The following is a 17,088-nucleotide window of genomic DNA, read 5'->3' as shown; positions in this document are numbered from 1 at the left end:
TCACCACCTCCCGACTACAACCCGACCACCACCGGACAAATTAACCGTCAGCCCATTCCCGTTGATGACGACAGTGTTATTGGTACCGTTAAATGCAAACTGGCCACTGTCAGCGTAAAGTTTGCCATGTAATTCAGCGTTTCCATTTTTATCAATGCGCCAGCCTGCTGAACCCGCAACGAAGTTATTCGACTGGATAAAATTACCAATTTTGGCATTGGTAATGCTGCCATCCTGAATAAACGCATCGCTGATAAAGACCTGACCATTGACCACCGCAAACGGTGAATATTGCGTATCACCGCTGCCACTCATCAGGACGAACTGATTGGCGTTAAAGCCGACACGGGTGACTACCGGCTTACCCGCTTCGGCCAGCACCGCAATCGACATTCCGGCGTTATACATCACACCGTTAATCCGGACCCCAGTTTTGAGGGTGTAAATCGCAGAGGCTCCGGTAGCATCAACCACGGCAGTAAGCTTGTCCTCCAGTGCGGCAGTTACATTATTGAACTGCGCCTGCACCTGCGTCGACATTTCAGCCATGGCCTTATCGACCTGCGCAATGGTCGTTTTAACCACCAGAATATCCGCGCGTACCTCGCCGTACTGCGCCCACTGATGTTCCACGGTTGCATGGTTGGCCAGCGCGTTCTGCAATGCGGCTTCGAGGTTGGTATCAATGTCGCCTGTCAGGCGGTCACCGTCTGCAGACGTCAGGAAGTCATCAGCAATATCGCCCAGGTAGTCGTCAGCATTCGCGTTGGATACACCACGAACCCAGTCGGTCCAGCCTGATTCATTACCCGTTCTGTCAACCAGCTGCGCGCGGTACCAGAACTCCTGTCCCGCCTTCAGTCCCAGTTGGGTATATGTGTGTTGCGGATACGGAACTCCTGCAAGCAGCAGAGGATTATCCCCATTACCGTTTGCTGAATACTGCAGTTCGGTCTGGAGGGTATCACCTGTATCTGTCGGAAAGGACCAGTCAACCTGTATACCCCAGTTGATTGCTGTGGTGCGCAGACCAACCGGTTTGGGAACATCCCCAGTACGTCCAGTGAGATGAGTCAGAACAGAAGATGACCACAGACTGGACGCGCCTCCAGAGTTAATAGCGCGAACTCGCACAAGATAATCGCCTGAGAAAATCCCGGGCACCTCGATATTGCGCAGACCTGTTTCGGGAATGTTGATCCACTCATTATCACCACGTTTCCACTGTGCCTGATACGCGACAATATCCGCCTGAGGTTTCCCATTTTTATCTACTGGCGCATCCCAACTCGCAACCATGGTCGCAATACGCTGCCCCTGCCGGACCGAGTCGTAACTGCTAATCGCGATATTCGTGGGCTGGCTAACCAGGCCTGTCGGTAACAGACTAATCGGCGGCGTATCCAGCCGGGCGTTGTTATCAACGGCATCGTACTTAGCCCCGTTGTACTCTGCACCGGTGATACTGTAGGTGTTCTCTTCATCGTTAAATGTCAGATTGGTTACGCGGAAATACTGGAGGCGCAACTGGCCAGCATCAATAACAAAAATGGCATTAGGTAGTGGCTCAGTGGTAAAGGCAGTTGCCAGTATCAGTTGCTGGCCGTTAACCGCCTGAATGGTTCTGCTCTCAACGACACCACCCTGAGTACGAATCATCAGCGTATCGCCAGCAACAGCGCTGGTACCGCGGTCGGTAGTTACAGATTTCAGCGCGGCGTTGTATTCAGTAATACGTCCACCATAGACACGGCCAGATAGCCGTTCATCTGCAAACGCAAATACGGCCCCCGGCACATAAGCGAAGCCATCAAGTCCCGTCTGAACAGTGATAATACGGTCCAGAGAGTTAGAGTAGATGGCCCACCCTCCGCGGCGCTGCGCTTCGCTTTCACGCGTGCATCCGATCGCAGTGAGTTGTGTCTGCTTAAACTTGAACTGTTTCACCAGATCAGGAAACATCACTGCCGTTGTGCGATCCTGATAGTGGTTATCCGGATCACTAAAGTTAATCAGCGCAGAGCTATAGCGGTTCTTTTCACTGCCACTGGAGTACGTTGGCTTACCGACAACAGAAGCGCGGGTGAGTATCTGAAGTTTTGACGTATCAGCTGGCATATCCGAGACAACATTGAACATATTGTTGCCCCAGAACGTCATGCCATTGAAACCAGCCGCAATATCCTTAATCACCTGCCAGGCATCGGCCTGAGCCTGGATATAAACGTCAAACATAAAGCGAGGCTCGGTACCGCTGCCACCCTTACCATCCGCCACCTTCTGGTCGCAGCGCTGGGCAATACGATATAACTCCCATTTATCGAGCATCGCTGGCGTAACCCTGCGACCCAGGCCGAAGCGAGGTTCAGTAAGAATATCGAACCAGATCCATGCAGGATTATTCGTCCATCCCCATTTGAATGTACCGTCCCATGTACCGCCATAAGTGCGTGTAATCGGATCGTAGTTCTGAGGGATGCGGATTACCCGACCTTTAGGTTTACAAGAAATCTTCGGGATATTGCTGAATGACTTTGCGTTGAATGACACATACAGCAGCGCAGTATGCGGATAGCGCAGGCGAGCATCTATCACCTCGGTGATCGCCTGTACCTGCGTTTTGTTCTGGAGCATCTGGCTGGTACTGTCGTCGGTATCGCGCACGACCCGAATCTGCCAGCCTGTGTTCGCTTTCGGCAGGTTAATACGGTGGGTTAGTTCGTAGAGCGTACTGAGCTTTTCTGTGACGGTTTTAGTCATGACTGTCGAGTAAGCCCCACCGTCCACAGCAAGGTCGATATGGTACTGAACCGTTGTGCCGACAATATCCCCATCGTTTTCCTGCTGCTGTAATCCAGGGATACCAATACGTACCAGCACCGCGTCAATCTGGGTGTTACTGATCGCACGAGTCCATGGGGTAACTTTCGTCAGCGACACGCCAATACTTGTTTCATTTTCAACTGCTGGGAAGCCGGGGATTGGTGTCTGAACCTGAGTGCCGGGACGGAAGTCCCAGGTAACGTTCTCAAAGTTCATTGAACCGTCTGCATTTCCCAACGGGGTTCCGTCAAGGAAGATGCGCGTGGCATCCAGTTCACCAGCAAATTCACCTTCACCCAGCGCCAACAACATACGACAACGCGCCATTGATTGGGCTGAATCAGGCTGTTCTACAGGCGTGTGCTGTTTCTGGCTACCGCCCTTCGCACCAGTAATCGTTGCCATATTGCATCCATAAAAAAACCCGCCTAAGCGGGTTGGTTTTTGCTGTGGCTAATCACTGAAAATACGTGACTAACCTTATCTCGTAATCGAACGTATTTTCTATTCCAGGCTTTTCCACATGAGTGATGATACCTCCGGGGCTCAGTCGTCTGCCAAGGACATTAATTGTAGAATTGAATTTCTGGTAGTCCCGTCCCCAGTCCATTTTTAAGCATCCCTGCTCACTCTTTTCGCCCGTGAAAGGATAATCCCCGGGAGGTAAAGAACCGTAGCCATATCCCGTAATTAGGCCATATACCTTTTGTTCAGGTTTGATATGTCCGTTGAAATCAATAGCTGCAACAAACTCTAAAGTAGATTCCATACGAGGATCATTTTCCTCTTTCAACCATACAGCGACTATTTTTACAGCTGGCATTGTTGTTTTCCCATAGTGAAATGCTGTTGAAGGTAGCATAACACTACGCATGTTAACCGCGAGCTATGTTGCTGAAACTTAAATATCTTCTGCAACGATTCCTGCACTAATAATTGCACCGCCGATCTCCCGCTCCCCATAGAGCGCAGCAACCGGGTTACCCATTGCCAAGGTGTTTACTGAGCTGCCGAAAGCATAGCTGGGTTTGTTATCGGGATCATCTCGCCCCTGAAGTCCTTTTGGTTGGGGTGATAGCATCTGGTAGATACCTCCGGCCATCATCCCGATACCCGCAGATATCATGGCACCACCTACAGGGGAAGCCCAACCAAACGAAAGACCAGTAACCACGATACCAGCTACCACCATCACGGCTCCGAGAATGGTCTGAAATATACCGGCCTTCTTTGCACCTTCCATAACCGGTGCAATACGAATATCGCTATTCCCAGCAAGGTTCTGGTAGTCCTCAACCCCGATGTTTCTTTTTCCACGAAACACCGCGAACGTCATTCCGTTTTTCTTCGCATTCATCAGGAAACTTTCCAAACCGTCCTGGTTGATACATAACGCCTTCACGGCTTCCGCTGGCGTCTGCACCGCCAGTTTATGCACGCGCCCAAATCTCGCGCCCAGCGCACCGTACAGGCGAATTGTCGTTAACCGCGCCATGGTTTTATTTCCTGAGATAAGTTTTTATGTCGGACGCATATCATCGTCCGGTCTTTGAAATAGCCGCGCGAGTACGGCGTGATGCAGGATGGTTGCCCGTAGAGATGATGAAGTATCTCACCTTCTTCGGTAATGATCCCCGCATGGTTCCACTTAGCAGATTCAACCTGCATGATGACCATGCAGCCTGGCGACGGGCCGCATTCTATGAATCCCTCTTTCTCCCAGTTATCGAAATAGAGGTTGTCAGGATACTGGCTTTCCCACCACGGGTAATCGACCCGGAAATCAGTCAGCGTTACACCCTGGGTGGCATGCCAGTCCATGACCAGCCCCCAGCAGTCGTGAGAGCCCAGAATGAACGGGCGCCCAATAAGCGGGATGGCATCCGGCATAATTTCGGCATAATCATCGCAATCAGGTGCGTAGATACCCCATACCACGCCTGACTGGTTGCATTGCTGGCGATCGAGGTCTGAGGGGATAGTCCTAGCGCCATCGCCAGGATGCGAGTGAATGACTCGAATAATGGTCCCTGTATCCTCAGCATTTGCCCAGTGCTCGCCATCAATACGGAAATGCCCAGACGGGTTTTCATGACTGTTCGGTACCGGAATATATCGCTGACGCCGTCCTGACTGGATGACGAAGCCGCAGCACTCGCGTGGCGATTCCTCCAGAGCATGCACCCGGATAGCGTTCATTATCGTTTTGTTCATATTGAAGTCCGGTTATCGGGAGAAGAGAACAGTTGCCGGGAATCCACCAAAATCGAGGGTGGCAGTATTGGGTTCAACCAGGCCCGCACCAAATCGCTTGCGGCAATCACAGAGGCAGCCACCACATACATCCAGTGCCGGATCGGCAACCGAGTTGCCCTTGGCATCAAAGTAGGCCGTGCCGTTGTAGGTGCAACCGTCTCCACTACGGTATTGGCCACGCAACGCCCACTCGCACATCGATGTAATTTGACGGGTGGGAATAACCAGGTTCTGCAAATCCGCAGGGCTACTCAACGACCACGTAACCACCTCATCATCCTCGGAGGTTTTGGTATCCAGCCAGAAGGTCTGGAGAGTGAACATCGTCGAATCTGCTGTTGGGTTCGCGTCGCCCGGGAAATTCACGGCATCCAGATAAACGGCGTAGGTGTCGATGATGCTTACCTTCGCGTTAACCATGTCCTTGAACTGCAGGCAGAGCGCAGTTATATGCCCGTCAAGGTTCGATACGCTAAGTTTCGGCTCAGCGGCCTGGTCGGTCGAAAGAGCGAGGTCAGAAATCTGGAAAGGCCAGAAGTCGAATATTTTGCCATCCCAGATGATGGGCTTTGGTCCAAGCCTAGTCTCATCACCGTTCGCCGCTTCAATCTCGGCGGACGTATGGGGAAACGGACTGTAGTGAAAGCGGTGAATGCCGCCGCTGAACTCTGAAGCATCTACTTCGACCAAGCGGACTCGACCGCCCGGCGCCAGCATTGCAGCTGTATCAATCAGTGCTGTCATGCTCCACCTCAGGCATAGACGCCGTAGGCGCGCTTAATGGTGAAGGTCAGCTCGGCGAACTTACTGCTGATCTGGTTCTTTCGCACTGAATCGGCCACGACGCGATAAAGCCCCTTCACTTCGCCAGGAGGCTCGATGATAAAAGCCTTAACGGTATGCGCCAGCAGAAAGTCACGGACGGTATTCACTTCAGAGTCAGTGCCCACATGCTTCATCGGTACCTGAATAGCAGTCGAGTTAATGCCGTTCTCGGCTACCTGCTCATAACCATCACCGAACTGCGCAGACCTTATTGTTTGGCTGTATTCGACGGCACCAGCGCCGAGCTGCGAGTGCCAGTTGTATGTTTCAACGGCCATATTTACCCCATAAAAAAAACCCAGCCAGGGCTGGGTTCATAGATTGCCAATTATGACTTTCACTTACCGCGATTCTCTTTCATTTCTTTGTACATATTTAAAGCGAATTCAAGATCATTAGCGCTACTGTCAACTTTTTCTTGGCAACGATTGAATCCGCGCAGGGGTTCTTTCCCATCACTAGCAGGTTCTTGAGATAACCCTTGGGCTTCACGCTGAACTCTGTCAGCCTCTTGTATGGCTAAATTTGGCGCGTCAATGATGCAAATCGTTTTTGGAACAGCCATTTTTGTAGATAATTTAAGATATCCCCAATAGCTTCCAGCAACTCCAAAAATAAACGACACGAGCACACCAAATAAAAAACAAAACACTCTATCTTTTGTCACCTAATACTCCTTATGGTTTTCCCATTTATATTCTTTGTCTCGGTATCGTTTGGACCATTCCCTGAGTTCGTAATAATTGGCATTTCTAATCCCGCAACCGTGAAGACTTTATTCACCATCATTCCCTGATTAATATTGTTTGCGCATAATAGCCAGGTGATGCTTTGATGTAACCTGGTGCGCATGATATTGCTCTCTCAGGATCACATTCAGGCTATTATTTTGTCTGGAATTGCCTTCCAAGCAACCCATCACTTCTGGTAGCCCTCATTAAGACCTCGGTCACTTTGGCCTCAATTTCCTTTCCTAACGCCCTTGCTGCGGCATTCCCATCTCCAGACGAGTTTGATGATGTGTTGCCCTTATTATCGACATAAATATCTATGTTGACCTGCGGTTGCCCACCGCTCCCCCCTTGGGCTCTTACCCCGAGACGACCTGATGAGTCGCGCGTGAGTGGCATGATTGCCTCCGCCCCGGCTTCAGCGAAAACGCCACCTTTGGCGAACTTAGATGCACCCTGGAATGTGAAATACTGGGGAGTGTCGTAGACACCGTTCACGTATTTACTGAGGCCCGAAGATTCATAGACTCCACCTTTAGCGTTGAACGTTACCCCTGCTGCAGCATTTGCATACGATCCACCAGGTGTGGCTCCACCTCCCGAACCACCACTTATCCATCCCATAGCTGCCTGCACTGTATAGGCCACCATGAGACGGTTCGTCACATCAAGGATCATCTTGAGCATGGATTTGCCGAATTCTTTAACTGATGCTTTGCCAGTGGTCATCAGCTCAGTCAACATGTCGCTCAGACCTGTTAGCGTGGAACTGGCAACATTCTTAACGGCGTCGTAAGTGTTCGTGGCTGCATCAAGATATTCATTCCAGCCACTCACCGCACCTGCTTTCCAGTCTCCCCGTAATTTGTCTTCTTCAGCGTAATACTTTCTGAGAGCTGCCAGTTCTTTTTCATAACCGGCATCCTCAAGTTTACCACCACCGTTGAGCCAGCCCTGGCGAAGCTGCGCTTCTTCCATCATGCGTTGAGTTTGGCGACTGCTGAAGCCTGCACTAGCACGCAAAGCATCGGTCTTTTCCGACATCTGGGTGACGTACTTATTAGCCTGCTGTGCCAGGCCGTTAATCTTCTGCTGGGCCTCTACTTCTTTGTTCTTCTGATCCACAACCTTAGCGGCATTCAGAATGGCTTCACGGCTCGACAGGAGTGACTTCTCCTGCGCGGTCAGCGCGCGGTTTTTGGCGACCTCGTCCAGTTCCGCAAAGCGTGACTGTTGTTTGCTGAATTCGGTATTTTTGGCGTGAATATCGCCGGTCTGACGCAGCGTTTCGAGCGTTTCAGTTAGGGTTCTGGCCTGAGCGCGGTAGTTCTCCAGGGTGCGATCGCCAGAATCCAGCGTAGCTCTTGCCTCTTTGGTCTTTTTCGCAGAGTCTTCTGCAAGCTTCGAGACTGCGTTTCTCGACTCGCGGCTCGAGCCCCCTTCCCCTTTAACGCTGGCACCTCGCGCTTCGGCTTCATAGCTTGCCTGTGCATTAGGCGCAGTGACCCGCTTCCAGAGTTCATCGTAGCGTTTTTTGTTCGCTGCGATCTCTTTGTCAGCTTCCGCCCCGGCCTTTTTCATAGCCTCAACATCCATGCCAAGGAAGTCGGTTATTGCTCCGCCGCCCGGGATTTTCTCAGCCCATCCTGCAATGGTCCCAGTAAACTTGGAATCCAGAGAGGTGATGTTGAGGAACAGGTCCTTTATCGAAGCTTCAACCAGGTTGAAAATATCGATCACCTGATTTCCCCAGGCGCGGACAGTAATCCCGATATCATCAAAAGAGTCAGATGCTGTTTTCTTCAACCACTGCCAGGACTGCCCAATATTGTCGGTGGCCCTGTTGGTCTCTTCTGCGCGCTTTGCCATAACGCCAGCAAACAGGTTGATGGCTTCGTTTACCGCCGCCTGCTCCCCCTTCTGCTTACGCAACTGGATGATGTGCTTCATCATGGCTTCGTCGACAAAGCCATATTGCTCATTCAGGCTCGCTAGGCCCTTTACCGGGTCGCTGACAATCTTGCCGAAGTCTGACATTGCCGCTTTGGTGTCGCTGCCTGCCTTGCCCATGAGCGTGATGGAGGCGGTGATCTGCTTTATCTGGCTGGCGGTATATTTACCAGTGTCATTCAGCGTAACCAGCGTATCTACGGCGGAACTGATGGATGTATTTGTCTTGCCGGCCACCTCTTCAGCAGCCTCATTAAGCTGCTGCATTGAGGCGAAGCCAGCGCCGCCCATCATGATGACCGACCGGGCAACCTGGTCGAACTGTTCAGACGAACTGTATGCCGCAGCAGCCAGCAGACCAACCGTACCGACCAGACCTGCCAGCGCAATAGTGGTTGGGTTAATCATCCCGGCCATGCTGCGGATGTATTCGCCAACACCCGACAGCGCCCCCTGCACCGAGCCGAACTGGTCTTTAATCTGGCCGCCCTGCTGGAGCAGGATCAGGAATGGGGACTGCCCACCAGCCAGCTGGGTGGCGATATCGGTGAACTGAGCCGGAAGCGTGCGCATTGCTGCGCTGTACTGACCAACGGAGATTCCAGCGCGGCGTGCTGCTGCCTCCTGGCGAGATAGTGCCTCGGGCAGCACATCAGCAACGCCAGAAAGGCGCTCACGCGTCTGATTGAGTATGGTATTGAAGTGCTCGAATTGAGCGCTATTGATCCGACCTGACTCGAAGTGCGCCACCAGCTGCGCGTGTTGTTCATCCAGCGAGTTGAATGCACGGATCGTCGGGTCAATGGAACCCAGCAGGTTCTTCAGCGCGGCGGACTGCTTCTCAGCGGCCTGAGTCGCTGCCATTTCGGCTTGTGCCCTGGCAGCAGCTTCGCCGGTATCCGTCAGCTTTAGTCGCGTATCGTCGAGGATTTTGTTGTAGTGCTGAAAATCATCGGTATCCAGGAAGCCTTTGCTTTGGAAGTTACGCAGGGCGGCCTGCTGTTCATCCAGCCGGTTCAGCGCCTTGTTAACTGGATCGATATTCTCCAGCAGCCCCTTCAGCGCGGTCTGCTGTTCCTTGATACCTTCAGTGCCCTGTTTCGCAGACTCAGCACCAGCACGGAATACGCTATTAAGGTCATCAGCTTTGCTTACGGCACCCGCCGCAGCTTCACCGAGTTTATCTAGTTCGTTGCTGGCTGTTTTCAGGTCAGAAACATCGGCCCGCAAAGTAATCGAGGCGATCTGGTCTGTCATTATTTCGTCTCCTTATGCATTACCTTGAGAGCCTCGCTTTCCATAATTTGAAGGTCAGCCATACAGGTCGCCGCATCCTCAACCCCGTGTAACTCGAACATCCAGGGGAGAACGTTGTAATCAAGACCGGTCGCCCCGCTCACGCCGACTCGCCACTGGGTCGCCAGGGAAGAGAAGATGGTGAAGGACCTCCACACCGAGGGCAGAATCCCCACCTCTTCCTCCAAGTCCTCAGGCGTCAAACCAAAAGCGCTCAGCTCCGCGAGCGTCGGTCCCGGCGTGTACAACGCTGCGGCGACCTGCCTCAGTTTTTTTCGCGGATACCCATCAGCTCTTTGGTGTAGGCCAGACCGATGCTGTCGAACGCGCGTGGATAGTTCTTTAGCAGGACGATTACGTTGTCGCGGGTAAACTCGTCAGGCAGCGCCCATCCTTCGACTATCTCCATCAGGTAATCGGCCTGCGGTTCGATAGAGGCTTTTTTACCCTCAGCTTTTTTTTGCAGTTGCTCATCCATAGCGCGCAGCTCGTCCAGCGTTTTATGGCGGAAGGTGAAGGTCAGTTTGCCGTCTTCGGCGCCAGCTCGCGGGATGCTGGCAGTAACGGAAAATGTCGGATTGGGGATCAGGGAGAATTTGGTCATTTGTTCATCTCGGTAAGGCCCGGCTTACCGGGCCAGATTAATCAAGTAATGCTGACGGTGCATCCGGCAGAAGTGAGCGTCTTGCCTGCGGCATCGGTAACTTCGCAGGTATACACCCCAGCATCGGAAGACTGAGCGGACGGAATGTTGAGCGTGGATGCGGTTTTGCCCGGAATGGCGGTGCCGCCTTTCTTCCACACATAGGTGTACGGCGCGGAACCGCCCTGCATGACCACCGACAGATCCAGAGCTGCATTAGCAGCAACAGACTTGGTTGCTGGCAGGTCAGTCAGGAATGCCAGAGGTGTGGCGGAGGAGTCAGCGATCGGGTAAATCTGCATATCCGATTCGAAGTTCATGCGCGCTTCATTACTTTCAACAGCGTTGATTTCAGTACGTGGTACACGCTGGAAGGATACTTTGGCAGAGTAGTATCGATCGGCTTTGCCGCGCGGATTGTGGAACCAGACCGCCGTAGTATCGCTGGAGTCGTCCAGGTCAATCAGGCGCTTGTATATCGCCAGTTGAGGGTCGTGGGCGAAGGTATAGACCTGAACCACCGCGTTTTTGAAAGTCGGAATGGTACGGGCCTTATCATCCTCCAGGAACTGGACACTGATAGTCTGCTGGTCGCCGCCTTCAGTGGACAGCGTCATGACCTGCGGCATGGTGATCCACGAATCGATTTTACGCAGCGTACCTGCGCCGGTGCCCGCCGGGAATTTCTTGGTATCGGTGGTATCAAACGCTTCCAGCACGATTTTCGTACCGGTTACTGACTTGACACGCACCACCATGTTGTCAAGCTTCAGCCATCCTGAATTAACCTGAACAACATCGCCTGCGAGGATGCCAGCCGCAGAGGCAACGGTCAGTTCGCATTCCGTCGCATTGGATGCCGCAGTGAAGACAATCGGCGCAAGATACGCCTTGGCCACGTTAACACGCGACCCGTTAGGGATTGCGAATGCCATAGCACTCTCCTGAATTTAGGTAATAAAAAACCCACCAGGTGGCGGGTCAGTAATCAGCGCGGTACTGCATGCTGACAGGGGTGGTGTAGGTGATAGAGCCGGTAGTGCCGTTGGGTGATGATGTGGAGCGATCCTGTATAGGTTGGCGCACCTGCGGCGGGCCATTGATATAAACGGTCAGATCACCATCCACCAGCGGCAGCCCTTCGGGAAAAGCATCTGCGACAGACTTTGCCAGCCCTCTGGCCAGAGTCACACCGCTACCTGCTGGTGCAATGATATTGAGCTGGAGTATGCCCTGGTATGTACGCAACTGACCTTCCAGGTCCTGCCCCACGGTTTGCGCAGGTAAGACATAAACGCGCCCGTAAGGGGCATCATCAGGCGGGGTAAAGGCGATGTTTGGCCAGGCGATCGGCAATCCGAGCGACTCAGCGATAATCGCCACCCGGCTCTCCAGCAGGTCAGCTATTCGCATGGACTGGTCACCGGCCATTGCGCACCTCGCTCATTGCCTCTCGGAAATATATAGCAGCATCCAATGCGGTCAGTCCGACCATGCCGCCGGGCGCCTGATTCGAATGACCATTCTCCAGAGCCGAGGCATATGGCAGGTTGTTGGTAAAGTAAATCGAGTTCACCTGCCCCACCCTGAACACTTCAAGCACCGCCAGACCGCGGGAGTTGGAACCCTGGCCGGAGGCATCCGGAGTATCGTTGGATTGGGTCGGTTGGCTATCCAACCCCACATACCAGTTGTTCTTGAAGCGCCCGCCGACATAACCATCTGGCTTTTTGATGTCCATCGAGTCGTTTACCCGCAGGCCACGTTTAAGGCGCCCGGACTTCGTCACGTTTGTTGGGTCATCGCGAAGCGCTGCGTTATGCTCACGAACGGCAGTGTTATAAGCCGACGCCGTCTGATTCACTTCCCACGTTTCAGGCTGCCCAACTGGCGACACATCGACAAGGCGCCCGAGGATTTTGATACCCGTCCGGCGCACCACCTCGTCCATCTCCTGCTTTGAGCTATCAACGAACAACTGAATGGCATCCAGGAACGGCTGATTAGCTGTGCTGACCATACTCACGCCCTCAGTTGGATGTTGTAGGAGATAAGCACGTCAGCAGGCTTAACCGGGTTCGGTTGCACTACGCGCCATTTCTTGCCGTCGATTTCGATGCGGTCATCAATACGCACTTCCGTTTCGAACGTGGCAGCCAGTTTCTTATCGCCGGTGGCGATAAGAGAGCCATCGATTTCGCGGGAGGAATATTCGGTGATAACGCCGGTGACGGTCGCAGTGATCGCCAGGGTGGTGACCTCTTTCCCGAACTGATCGCGGGTAGTGCCGCCGCCGCGGGTAAGCTGGTAAGCCTTCCCGTTCTCGGTCAGCAGCCGGGTCGCAGTGTTGCGCATGCGTCGGTAGTCGATTGGCATATCACCCCCTTTCGATGCGGATCTGATTGCCACCGACCACCAGCCCTCTCAGCAAGGAGTAGAACCAGGGGAATGATGGTGCAGCTTTATTGGTACCCGCCTCGTACTGAACAGTTACCGCACCCTCGACGCGCTCCATTGTCACCGCCCCACCACCAGCAACCGAAGGCGTTAAGTCAATGTCCTGCGATTCGACAGCCAGACGGCACTGCGCGTCAACCAGGCGCTTCGGGATAGCGTCATCCGGTAGATCAACACCATCAAAACGAACGCCAGAGCGAGGCCAGGATAGCGGCTGTGAAGCAACGCTGCGCTGCCCGCGCCATGACTTGCCCTCCAGATAATCCATCGCCTGCATCAGCATCTGATCGCACTCACCATCATCGGCAGGCACGGTGTAACCGCGTCCGGCAGCGAACGTGCGCAAGTCGATAACGCTGGCGTAAGTGTTGAAGTCAGGCGAATGGGGATCGGCAACCAGCATGGTTACTCCTCCAGGCGCCAGTCCAGCGCCAGCCAGTTGTCTACTTCGTCAGGATGAACATCAGCGATTAACGGGCCGCCGGGGAACTCTGGGGTATCACGCACCATGACCACCAGTTCAATACCAGGCCGTTCCTGCTGCTGTTCCTGCTGCTGTTCCTGCTGCTGTTCCTGCTGCTGTTCCTGCTGCTGTTCCTGCTGCTGTTCCTGCTGCTGTTCCTGCTGCTGTTCCTGCTGCTGTTCCTGCTGCTGTTCCTGCTGCTGTTCCTGCTGCTGTTCCTGCTGCTGTTCCTGCTGGGCAGGAGTTTGTTCAGCACCATTCTGAGCCGCAAGCTTTTCAGCCTCACGCTGCGCGCGCTGCTCTTTGGTTAATCCGGCCATTGGGCCTCCTGAAAAACAAAGGGGCCGAAGCCCCTGCGGTTAGCCCATGATGATGGTGGAATGTTCAGGCTGCACGGATGCCACACCCCATGCCACACCAACCTCGTAACGTACCTGGCGGTACTGGCGGTACAGCGCGATCTGGAAGGTGATGCCCGATACTGGGTCGGTCACGTTCATCACATCGTCAGCGGTGTCGCCGCCTTTTGGCATGGCCGGGGTACGGCAAGCCAGCAGGAATGCGTTACGGTCAAAGGCAACGTTTGGCACGAACTCGCTCAGCACAGTGACAGTTGCCTGATCTGCCAGATCCTGACGCAGGCCCGGTGCGCCGATGGTGATAGTCGAAGAGGTTGCCGCTACGACCATGTACTGGTTGTCATCGCCATCGAACTTCACTGCGGTCCCGGCAGCAATACCGCCAGTGCCAGCAGAGATAGCAATAATGATGTCGCCCTCTTTCTTCGCGCCGTTTACCTTATAGCCCGCCGCAGTGCTTTTCGCGGTACGCTTGATGTTGGCGGATTCATGCAGGTTAAAACCCATCACACGGCCGATGATGCCTTCGCGCAGCAACTGATCGGTACCGGCTTCGTTTGCTTTGAACAGTACGGACTGCTTACCACGGATGGACGCCATCGCTTCGCCGCCCAGCACCATGCGAAGGTCAGTGGTAGGGGCGCCGTTATCGGTCAGAATTTGGCGAGCGTTCGCTGCATCAGACAGGTCGTCTTTGATGCTAAACGGGGTGTCTTTAGGCGTTCCGACGGCGCGGGAAGATTTGTAGGCCAGCGCTGCCAGGTCAGCATCCATTTCGTTGCTCAGCGCGCGGAAGGCCTGAGAGAACTGGTCAGCCAGGACAATGTCATAGGTACCTGATGGCCCGATAGCAAGCTGCTCTTCACCATTCCATTTGACTGGGGCCATTTTGGATTTGGTGATCTTGACGTCCACGGTACCGATGTTCTGATCGCCGTCGTTTGGCGCGGTTGCCGCCGGGGTGATATCAACGGTGGTGGTTTTCGGTGCAACGGGCGCGGTCACGGTCTGGTCTTTTGCTGCGGCATCGGCCTTAGCGTTACGGGCCACCGCGGGGATAAAGCCCACCTGCTCGCGGGATACGCGATTAAGCGCGGTGAAGATGGTTGGGATGAGGCCAGTAAGGGTATTGGACATTCAGGTTTCCTTTCAATTAATCAACGATGCTCGTGCCGCCGCCAATTACCGTTTGTTGTTCAACTGGCGGTAAGGCGTCAAAAGCAGCGCGTTTCATGGTTTTTTGCCCGGCCTGGTGCTGCGACTGGTGAGAACCGCCGCCGCTGTTACCGGACGCTTTGAGGATGTAATCTTTCTGCGGATGCGACTCGACCAGAGACTCCAGGGCCTCATCAAAGCTGGCTAACTCGCCGGGCTTGGTGCGTGAGAACACCTTATTGCCCTGGCCGTCGTAGGCCACAACCTTCCCTTCTTCGATTTTGAAGTTCTGACCGAAGTAGGAACGAACGAACTCAGTCGGGATCGCCATCTTCTCGGAAATGAACTTAGAGCCACCAAAGCGGCCGCCGATCATCTCATCGTAGAGTTGAGTTTCCAGCTGCTGGGTCTTGCCGTTCGCTTCGTCCAGCTGCTGTTGGAAAACTTTGGTGATCTCCGCCTTTACCTGGTCAACAGCACCAGCATCGATCAGTTTTTTCTGGTCGATTTTGGTCATCATTTCCAGAGCTTCGAGCGCCTTGGCCGGGTCGGTGATGCCAGAGAATTTCGCGAGATTGGCTTCCGCCGCTTCCTTCGCTTCACGGTGAGTTTTCGCCTCGCCATTCAGAGAGGTGATTTTGGTCATCGCTGCGACCGCATCGAACGGGATTTCTTTGCCGTCATCATGGATGTACACAGGCATACCGTTTTCAACGACCACATTTCCGTTAGCATCAAGTTTCAGTTTCATTATTTTTGCTCCAGCCTTCCGGCCATACGTAATGGGTCATCCGACCCGGGCACCGCGTCGCATCCGCTTAGCGGCAGGCATAAAAAAGGCCACCCGAAGGCAGCCTTGAGTTGAATTTTGTAATGCTCAGAGCTTATTGATTATTTGCTCTGCGATTTTTGCGTCTTCTTCTGACGCCTCACCAGATAAGGCATAGGCAATCATCGCAATCATGATGAATTTGCGCTCAGCCTCTGTCAGGGTGATAGTTTTGTCTTTCTCATTTTGCATGGCTAACCCTCAAACGCCGACGCATCCACGCGGCGCAGTTCATCCAGAGTGAGAAATTCCCCGGCATCGTTAAACATCTCCGGCACCGTGATTTTGCCGTCGCGTAGCATCCGCGCGCGAGTAACGCCCAGCACCTGTTCCTGCCGCGCGTACGGCTGCCTGACGAGCCATTCGGCATAGCTGATATGCGCTGGCACCTGTCCGTCCATTGAGGCGCGCGTGGCGTTGCTCAGTTCGCCTGAGGCTATTTGCATTTCCTCCCACGATTTAGTGATCAGGATTTCGCAGGAGCGGCAGCAAAAGTGGATTTTGCCGGGTCCGCGCAGATACGGAATTGCATGGCCCAGCGGCTTGCCATCGAGCGAGTAGAGTTTGCGGTCGCGGATGATGCACCACTGGCTGGTGTGGGTGTCCAGAGTCGAAGACCACTGTTTGGCCTTCACGATATCGCTATTGGCTTGTGCAAACTCCTGGCGCGCCGTTGCTGCCATATGGTTCACCGCGGTGCGGGCAACAACAGCAAGGTCACGACGTGAGGCATTGATAACCCCGTCTTGGCGGTTAAGTTGCGGCGTGCCGGCGACGCGCTTCACGATCTGCTCGACGGTTTCACCCTGAAGAAATCCGGTACGCACCGCACTGGTGATTTTATCCAGCCGATCGGATTCAAGCTTTTGGCCCCACTCTTTCAGCAATCTCCCCTGAAAAGGTTGCGCCACCGCAGAGGCGTAGACCTGCTCTGGGGCAATGCTTTGCAGCGGGACGTGTTTCAGCACCTGCCCGGGTATAAGGCTGCTGAACAGGTCCATCTGATACCCGGTCTCATAATCCGTGTAACGTGCCAGCTCACGCGCCAGGGACGCATTAACCGGTTCGTAGGCTTGATGGTTCAGTTCACGAACACCGGCCAGTAGAGAGGCCAGACGACGCGCACTGTAGGTATCAGCGCGCTTGCCATCCAGCAGCACCAGCAGCCTGGCGGCCAGTTCAGCATCCAACTTGTTCAGCAGCGCGACCATGCGCCGGGCGACGCCGGTACCGTAACGCGTCACGTACAAGCCGTGCGCGATGGTCTCGTCCAGTAGCCTGTCATTCACGGAACGAGCCAT

20 protein-coding genes are annotated in these 17,088 nt (G+C 53.9%); all 20 read right to left on the bottom strand.

Going from position 1 to position 17,088, the window contains the following annotated elements; genetic code table 11:
• Complete coding sequence (locus LY264_RS10900) at positions 1–3,228, bottom strand: TipJ family phage tail tip protein (protein WP_249457667.1); 3,228 nt, start codon at positions 3,226–3,228, stop codon at positions 1–3.
• 52 nt (positions 3,229–3,280) lie between these two features.
• Positions 3,281–3,685 (bottom strand): hypothetical protein, encoded by a 405-nt coding sequence (locus LY264_RS10895; protein ID WP_131820869.1) that lies wholly within the window; start codon positions 3,683–3,685, stop codon positions 3,281–3,283.
• Between the two features lie 39 nt (positions 3,686–3,724).
• Positions 3,725–4,318, bottom strand: coding sequence for a tail assembly protein (locus LY264_RS10890; protein ID WP_071692425.1), 594 nt, complete (start codon positions 4,316–4,318; stop codon positions 3,725–3,727).
• On the bottom strand, positions 4,306–5,037 hold the full coding sequence (locus tag LY264_RS10885) for a C40 family peptidase (RefSeq protein WP_071692426.1): 732 nt from the start codon (positions 5,035–5,037) through the stop codon (positions 4,306–4,308). The genes LY264_RS10890 and LY264_RS10885 overlap by 13 nt, the downstream gene beginning before the upstream one ends.
• Positions 5,038–5,049: 12 nt before the next feature.
• The gene (locus LY264_RS10880) at positions 5,050–5,823 is read right to left on the bottom strand and encodes a phage minor tail protein L (protein WP_071692427.1); all 774 of its coding nucleotides are present in this window, start codon (positions 5,821–5,823) and stop codon (positions 5,050–5,052) included.
• Between the two features lie 8 nt (positions 5,824–5,831).
• A complete protein-coding gene (locus LY264_RS10875) occupies positions 5,832–6,182 on the bottom strand; it encodes a phage tail protein (protein ID WP_071692428.1) in 351 nt (116 codons plus the stop codon).
• A 59-nt stretch (positions 6,183–6,241) separates the two neighbouring features.
• On the bottom strand, positions 6,242–6,571 hold the full coding sequence (locus LY264_RS10870; protein ID WP_032943631.1) for a hypothetical protein: 330 nt from the start codon (positions 6,569–6,571) through the stop codon (positions 6,242–6,244).
• A 217-nt stretch (positions 6,572–6,788) separates the two neighbouring features.
• The gene (locus tag LY264_RS10865) at positions 6,789–9,842 is read right to left on the bottom strand and encodes a phage tail tape measure protein (protein WP_249457665.1); all 3,054 of its coding nucleotides are present in this window, start codon (positions 9,840–9,842) and stop codon (positions 6,789–6,791) included.
• Positions 9,842–10,039, bottom strand: a complete 198-nt coding sequence (locus tag LY264_RS10860) for a DUF1799 domain-containing protein (RefSeq protein WP_240498922.1) — start codon at positions 10,037–10,039, stop codon at positions 9,842–9,844. The genes LY264_RS10865 and LY264_RS10860 overlap by 1 nt, the downstream gene beginning before the upstream one ends.
• 107 nt (positions 10,040–10,146) lie before the next feature.
• Complete coding sequence (locus LY264_RS10855) at positions 10,147–10,485, bottom strand: phage tail assembly chaperone (protein ID WP_071692431.1); 339 nt, start codon at positions 10,483–10,485, stop codon at positions 10,147–10,149.
• Between the two features lie 41 nt (positions 10,486–10,526).
• Positions 10,527–11,459, bottom strand: coding sequence for a phage tail tube protein (locus LY264_RS10850; RefSeq protein ID WP_071692432.1), 933 nt, complete (start codon positions 11,457–11,459; stop codon positions 10,527–10,529).
• 46 nt (positions 11,460–11,505) lie between these two features.
• Positions 11,506–11,937, bottom strand: a complete 432-nt coding sequence (locus LY264_RS10845) for a DUF4128 domain-containing protein (RefSeq protein WP_240498923.1) — start codon at positions 11,935–11,937, stop codon at positions 11,506–11,508.
• Positions 11,938–11,944: 7 nt separating this feature from the next.
• The gene (locus LY264_RS10840) at positions 11,945–12,544 is read right to left on the bottom strand and encodes a hypothetical protein (RefSeq protein ID WP_071692434.1); all 600 of its coding nucleotides are present in this window, start codon (positions 12,542–12,544) and stop codon (positions 11,945–11,947) included.
• A gap of 2 nt (positions 12,545–12,546) precedes the next feature.
• Positions 12,547–12,900, bottom strand: a complete 354-nt coding sequence (locus tag LY264_RS10835) for a hypothetical protein (RefSeq protein ID WP_071692435.1) — start codon at positions 12,898–12,900, stop codon at positions 12,547–12,549.
• Between the two features lies 1 nt (position 12,901).
• Entirely contained in the window at positions 12,902–13,384 is a 483-nt protein-coding gene (locus tag LY264_RS10830) for a DnaT-like ssDNA-binding protein (RefSeq protein ID WP_071692436.1), read from the bottom strand.
• A 2-nt stretch (positions 13,385–13,386) separates the two neighbouring features.
• Complete coding sequence (locus LY264_RS10825; RefSeq protein WP_249457663.1) at positions 13,387–13,764, bottom strand: hypothetical protein; 378 nt, start codon at positions 13,762–13,764, stop codon at positions 13,387–13,389.
• Positions 13,765–13,803: 39 nt separating this feature from the next.
• The gene (locus LY264_RS10820) at positions 13,804–14,940 is read right to left on the bottom strand and encodes a major capsid protein (protein WP_071692438.1); all 1,137 of its coding nucleotides are present in this window, start codon (positions 14,938–14,940) and stop codon (positions 13,804–13,806) included.
• A 16-nt stretch (positions 14,941–14,956) separates the two neighbouring features.
• On the bottom strand, positions 14,957–15,709 hold the full coding sequence (locus LY264_RS10815; protein WP_071692439.1) for a DUF6651 domain-containing protein: 753 nt from the start codon (positions 15,707–15,709) through the stop codon (positions 14,957–14,959).
• Between the two features lie 126 nt (positions 15,710–15,835).
• Entirely contained in the window at positions 15,836–15,979 is a 144-nt protein-coding gene (locus tag LY264_RS10810) for a hypothetical protein (RefSeq protein WP_165612491.1), read from the bottom strand.
• Positions 15,980–15,981: 2 nt separating this feature from the next.
• A complete protein-coding gene (locus LY264_RS10805; RefSeq protein ID WP_071692440.1) occupies positions 15,982–17,088 on the bottom strand; it encodes a phage minor head protein in 1,107 nt (368 codons plus the stop codon).

This window comes from Citrobacter portucalensis (genome assembly GCF_023374935.1).
Lineage (GTDB): Bacteria > Pseudomonadota > Gammaproteobacteria > Enterobacterales > Enterobacteriaceae > Citrobacter > Citrobacter portucalensis.
The sequence above is the reverse complement of the archived record's forward strand: the minus strand, read 5'-3'. Positions and strand labels throughout refer to the sequence as shown.